The organism is Streptomyces sp. NPDC060194 (assembly GCF_042728285.1).
Lineage (GTDB): Bacteria > Actinomycetota > Actinomycetes > Streptomycetales > Streptomycetaceae > Streptomyces.
On sequence record NZ_JBHWZH010000241.1, the window covers coordinates 1 to 5,114 of the forward strand.

General features: G+C 73.0%; 5 protein-coding genes. 3 read left to right on the forward strand and 2 right to left on the reverse strand.

The features are described 5' to 3' along the window. Positions 1 to 37: 37 nt before the first annotated feature. Positions 38 to 601, reverse strand: a complete 564-nt coding sequence (locus tag ACFWEG_RS28190) for a TMEM165/GDT1 family protein (protein ID WP_387220727.1) — start codon at positions 599 to 601, stop codon at positions 38 to 40. Between the two features lie 441 nt (positions 602 to 1,042). Between ACFWEG_RS28190 and ACFWEG_RS28195 the strand changes: the two genes are divergently transcribed. From ACFWEG_RS28195 to ACFWEG_RS28205, 3 genes are all read left to right on the forward strand, one after another. Then, positions 1,043 to 1,699: an HNH endonuclease family protein gene (locus ACFWEG_RS28195; RefSeq protein ID WP_387220717.1), complete on the forward strand. Its 657-nt coding sequence runs from the start codon at positions 1,043 to 1,045 to the stop codon at positions 1,697 to 1,699. A gap of 533 nt (positions 1,700 to 2,232) precedes the next feature. Further along, complete coding sequence (locus tag ACFWEG_RS28200; protein ID WP_387220720.1) at positions 2,233 to 3,915, forward strand: alkaline phosphatase D family protein; 1,683 nt, start codon at positions 2,233 to 2,235, stop codon at positions 3,913 to 3,915. Between the two features lie 188 nt (positions 3,916 to 4,103). Continuing rightward, complete coding sequence (locus tag ACFWEG_RS28205) at positions 4,104 to 4,727, forward strand: DedA family protein (protein WP_387220723.1); 624 nt, start codon at positions 4,104 to 4,106, stop codon at positions 4,725 to 4,727. Here ACFWEG_RS28205 and ACFWEG_RS28210 read toward each other — a convergent pair. Further along, the gene (locus tag ACFWEG_RS28210; RefSeq protein WP_387220725.1) at positions 4,678 to 4,911 is read right to left on the reverse strand and encodes a DUF2277 domain-containing protein; all 234 of its coding nucleotides are present in this window, start codon (positions 4,909 to 4,911) and stop codon (positions 4,678 to 4,680) included. The genes ACFWEG_RS28205 and ACFWEG_RS28210 overlap by 50 nt on opposite strands. Positions 4,912 to 5,114: the final 203 nt, after the last annotated feature.

Consider the following 5,114-nt stretch of genomic DNA (forward strand, 5'->3'; position numbering starts at 1 on the left):
GTTCCGGGCCGCCCTCCTCGCATGTGCGCCGCCGCCGTCAGCCGACGATCGCCTCGTACAGGCTGAACCCGGCCAGCGCCAGCATCACGCAGGCCGCGACCTTGGTGATCAGCCGCAGCGGGATCCGCTTCATGAGCGCCCTGCCGCCGAGGATGCCGATGCCCGCGACCGCCCAGAGCGCGAGCACCGCGCCGATGCCGACGGAGAGCGGGTCGTCGTAGCGGGCGGCGAGGTTCGCCGTCATGATCTGGGTGAGGTCGCCGAACTCCGCGACCAGGATCAGCATGAAGCCCGCGCTGGAGACCTTCCAGAACGACTGGTCTGCGGGGGGCTTGACCTCGTCCTCGTCCTCGCCCTTCTTCAGGAGCAGCATCAGCGCTCCGGCCAGGAAGAGCAGACCGACCACACCCTGGACGACGCGCTGCGGCAGCAGCGTGAGGACCTGGGCGGCGGCGATGGCGATGACCACGTGGACGGCGAACGCGGCGGCGACCCCGACGAAGACGTAGCTCGCCTTGTACCGGGTGCCGAGCATCAGACCGGCCAGGGCGGTCTTGTCGGGCAGTTCGGCGAGGAAGATGAGCGCGAAGGCGATCATCATGATGCTGAGACTGAACACGGGTGGGAATTCCTCGATCGGTCGGGCCGCCCGCCGAGAGGTGCGTTCCTGGGATCAGGGGTCGCTTCGGCAGGGCAGCGTCGTATTCGAAAGACACTGCTTGCTTGCCGAAGGTCTCGCCGACCCGCGCTGAACGCGGGCCTCCGGGCGCCGGCTCGGACGAATCCGAGCAGTATGTCGACGGTCCGGCGAAGAGCTACTCCCCTTCACACGGCTCCCATCGTACGCCAGAGCGGGCGATGACGCAGGTCGGGATCTTTCGGACGCGGTCCCTCCCCGCTCCGGGACGGGGGCCGACGCAGGCCTTGTTCTGACGTGCCCATGACGCCACCCTGTTACCCGGCGCGCATCTCCCGGCAACCTGACGCCGTCAGCATGAGCGCGTCCGCACGGCCACGAACCCCCCACGTCAAGGGAGTTGACATGCCTCTCGGCAGAATCTACGCGCGTCGACAGCTGCGCATACCCGCCCTCCTGGCGGCGCTCGTCACCGCGGCGACCGTCTTCCTGACCGCGCCCGCCGCACAGGCCGCGCCCCCCACCCCGGTCAGCGCCGCGACGGCCCGCTCGTACCTCGCCTCGCTCACCGTCTCCGCCGAGGGCTCCTCCAGCGGGTACAGCCGGGACGCGTTCCCGCACTGGATCACCGTCTCCGGCGCCTGCAACACACGTGAGCAGGTGCTCAAGCGGGACGGCACGGGCGTCGTGACGGACTCCTCCTGTGCGGCCACCAGCGGCAGCTGGTACTCCCCCTACGACGGCGCCACCTGGACCGCGGCGTCCGACATCGACATCGACCACATGGTCCCGCTCGCCGAGGCGTGGCGCTCGGGCGCGAACAGCTGGAGCACGGCGACCCGGCAGGCCTTCGCCAACGACCTCACCCGCCCCCAGCTCCTCGCCGTCACCGACAACGTCAACCAGTCCAAGGGCGACCAGGACCCCGCCGAGTGGCTCCCCTCCCGCACCTCCTACCGCTGCACCTACGCCCGCATGTGGGTCCAGGTGAAGTACCACTACGGCCTCCGCGTCGACTCGGCCGAGAAGAGCGCCCTCTCCGGCATCCTCAACGCCTGCTGACCCGCGCCCACTGAGCGCGCCCGGCCGGTGGGCGGGGCGCCACCACCTCGCCCGGCCGGTGGGCGGGGCGCCACCACCTCGCCCGGCCGGTGGGCGGGGCGGCACCACCTCGCCCGGCCGGTGGGCGGGGCGGCATCACCTCGCCCGGCCGGTGGGCGGGGCGGCATCACCTCGCCCGGCCGGCGAGAGGGGGCTCCGACTCCACGCCCGGCCGGCGAGAGGGGGCTCCGACTCCACGCCCGGCCGGCGAGAGGGGCTGCAACTCCACGCCCGGTCCGGCGAGAAGGGGCTCCGACTCCGCGCCCGGTCCGGCGAGAAGGGGCCCGAATAAATCCAGCCCGGCCGGCGATTGAGGCCACCGGGCGGAGCCCGGTATCCGCGGCGGAGCCGCGAGCAGGGGGGGCGCCCCCGTCGGGGCAAGGCGAGGCGGGGCCGGCCCGGGCCGTGGACCCCGCCTCGCGCTCGTACGGGTGCGCGCTACCGATCCGGGCAGGCGTTCCGTAGCGTTGCGGAGACGGAAGAGGGTGATCGGGATGGCGCGCCTGCGTCTGGGACCATTGCTGCGGTACGTCGACTGGAAGTCGGCGGGCACGGCGACGGTATGGGTCGAGTCGGACCGGCCGGCGACGGCCGAGGTCCGCTGCGAGGACGGGGCGGGCGGCGAGGCGCGCACGTTCCACGTCGCGGGGCACCACTACGCACTCGTGCCGGTGACCGGGCTCACCCCCGGCACCACCACCCCCTACGAGGTGCTGCTCGACGGCGAGCGCGTCTGGCCGCTGCCCGACTCGGCGTACCCGCCGTCGGTGATCGACACCCCCGAGGGGGGCCGGCCGTCGGCCCGCATCACCTTCGGCTCCTGCCGCTGGGCCGCACCCGCGGCGGACCACGGGCACGACCCCGTCGGCCCCGACGCCCTCGACACCCTCGCGACCCGCATCGCGCGCGACCCCGCCGCCGAGCGCCCCGACGTGCTGCTGCTGCTCGGCGACCAGGTCTACGCCGACGAGGTCTCCGACGCCACCAAGCAGTACCTCGCCGAGCGCCGCGACCTCGACGAGCCGCCGGGCCCGCAGGTCGCGAACTACGAGGAGTACTCCCACCTCTACGACGAGTCCTGGCTCGACCCGGACGTGCGCTGGCTGCTCTCCACCGTCCCCAGCTGCATGATCTTCGACGACCACGACGTGATCGACGACTGGAACACCTCCGAGTCGTGGGTGAGCGACATGCGGGCGACCGACTGGTGGAACGAGCGCATCCTCAGCGGGCTGATGTCGTACTGGGTCTACCAGCACCTCGGCAACCTCTCCCCCGACGAACTGGCCGCCGACCCTCTCTACGCGGCCGTCCGGAACTCCGACGACGCCACCGCCGAGCTGCGCTCCTTCGCCGAGCGCGCCGACAAGGACCCGGTCTCGGTCCGCTGGAGCTACCGCCGCGACTTCGGCCGCGCCCGGCTCCTGATGGTCGACACCCGGGCCGCCCGCGTCCTCGACGAGCAGAACCGGCAGATGGTCGACGCCGAGGAGGCCGCCTGGCTGCGCGAGCAGGCCCTCGAAGGCGGCACCGACCCCGACACCGGCTGCGACCACGTCCTCGTCGGGACCTCCCTGCCGTGGCTGCTCCCCCACCTCATCCAGGACATCGAGGGCTGGAACGCGGCCCTCTCGCGCGGCGAGCGCGGACCGCGCTTCGCCCGCCTCGGCGAGAGCATCCGCCGCCACGGCGACCTGGAGCACTGGGCCGCCTTCCCCGCCTCCTTCGACTGGATGACGGACCTGGTCGCCGAGGCCGGCCGCGGCCGCTCGACGGTCTGCGTGCTCTCCGGCGACGTGCACCACGCGTACGTCGCCGAGGCCCGGTGGCCCGACGGCGAGCAGCCCGACGCGCACATCGTGCAGCTCACCTGCTCCCCCGTCCACAACTCCGTCCCCTCCTCGATCAAGTTCGGCTTCCGCTTCGGCTGGAGTCGCACCGGCCGCGTGCTCGGCCGCGTCTTCGCCCGGCACGGGCGGCTGCCGAAGCCGCGCATCACCTGGCGGCGCAGCGGCGGCCCCTGGTTCGGCAACCAGCTGATGACGCTCACCGTCGACGGCCGCACGGCCCGGCTCTCCCTCGACCAGGCGCAGCCGGGCGAGAAGGCGGACCGCAGCGACGCCCGGCTGGAGACGATGTACGACGAGCGGCTGACGGACGGGGCCGCGCGGGGCTGATGCGGCCCTGGTCGGCACGGGGGGTGGGGCCCAGGTCCCACCCCCTTCGCTGTTATGCGGACGTTATCGACATCACGCTTATTTGATCGATCAAACGTGCCGATCGGGCGTAGGCTTGATGTCGCCAAGGCCGCCCCTGCCGCTCCCCTGCGACGTCGCGGCGCAGATGTCGGACCGGGGAGTACACGGTGCTGGAGACTGTCGGGGCGCTCGCGACGAGCCCCTGGGTGTACGCGGCGGTCGCCGTGTCGATCGTGCTGGACGTGTTCCTGCCGGTGATGCCCAGCGGCGTGCTGCTGATCGCCGCCGCTACCGCGACCAGTGCGGCCGAGCAGCTCCCCCACCCCGTCTCCGCCCTCCTCGCGCTGCTGCTCTGCGCGGCCGTCGCGTCACTCGTCGGCGACGTCCTCGCCTACCGGCTGGCCTGGCGCGGCGGCGAGCGCCTGAACCAGGCCCTCGCCCGCTCCCGCCGCCTCGCCACCGCCCAGGAGCGGCTCGGCGCGGCGGTGGCCCGGGGCGGCGGTGTGCTGGTCGTCATCGCCCGCTTCGCCCCCGCCGGGCGGTCGGTGATGTCGCTGGCCGCCGGTTCGGCCCACCGCCGGGCCAAGGAGTTCCTCCCCTGGTCCGCCCTGGCCGGCGTGACCTGGGCCGCGTACAGCATCTGCCTGGGCTACTTCGGCGGCCAGTGGCTCGGCGCGAGCTGGCTGACCACCGGCGTCTCCCTGCTCGCCCTGGTCGTCGCGGGGTCCGCCGCCGCCCACTTCATGCGTCGTCCGACCGCGGCGACCGCCCCCGTATCTCGAGCCCACTGAGCAGCGCGCGCGTCGCCTCCGTCACGGCTTCCACCGCCGCGTCGAACACCTCCTGGTTGTGCGCGGCCGGCGCCCGGAACCCGGACACCTTCCTCACGTACTGCAACGCCGCCGCCCGCATCTCGTCCTCCGTCGCTTCCTCCGGAAGCACGGGCGGCCTCAAGGTCTTGATACTCCTGCACATGCCCCCATTGTGCTCCCGACCCCCGATTCGTCCCCGCCGTTTTCCACAGCCCACCCCCATCGGTACGACGAACACACCAGCGTCTCGGCGCCCGCCTGCCGTTCGGACCCGGTCCTGCGCGTCCCTGCCGCCGAGCGGGACCCGAGCGCCGACCGAGCTCACCGCCATGGACGAAGCCCCCCGGCCGAGGACGGCCGGGGGGC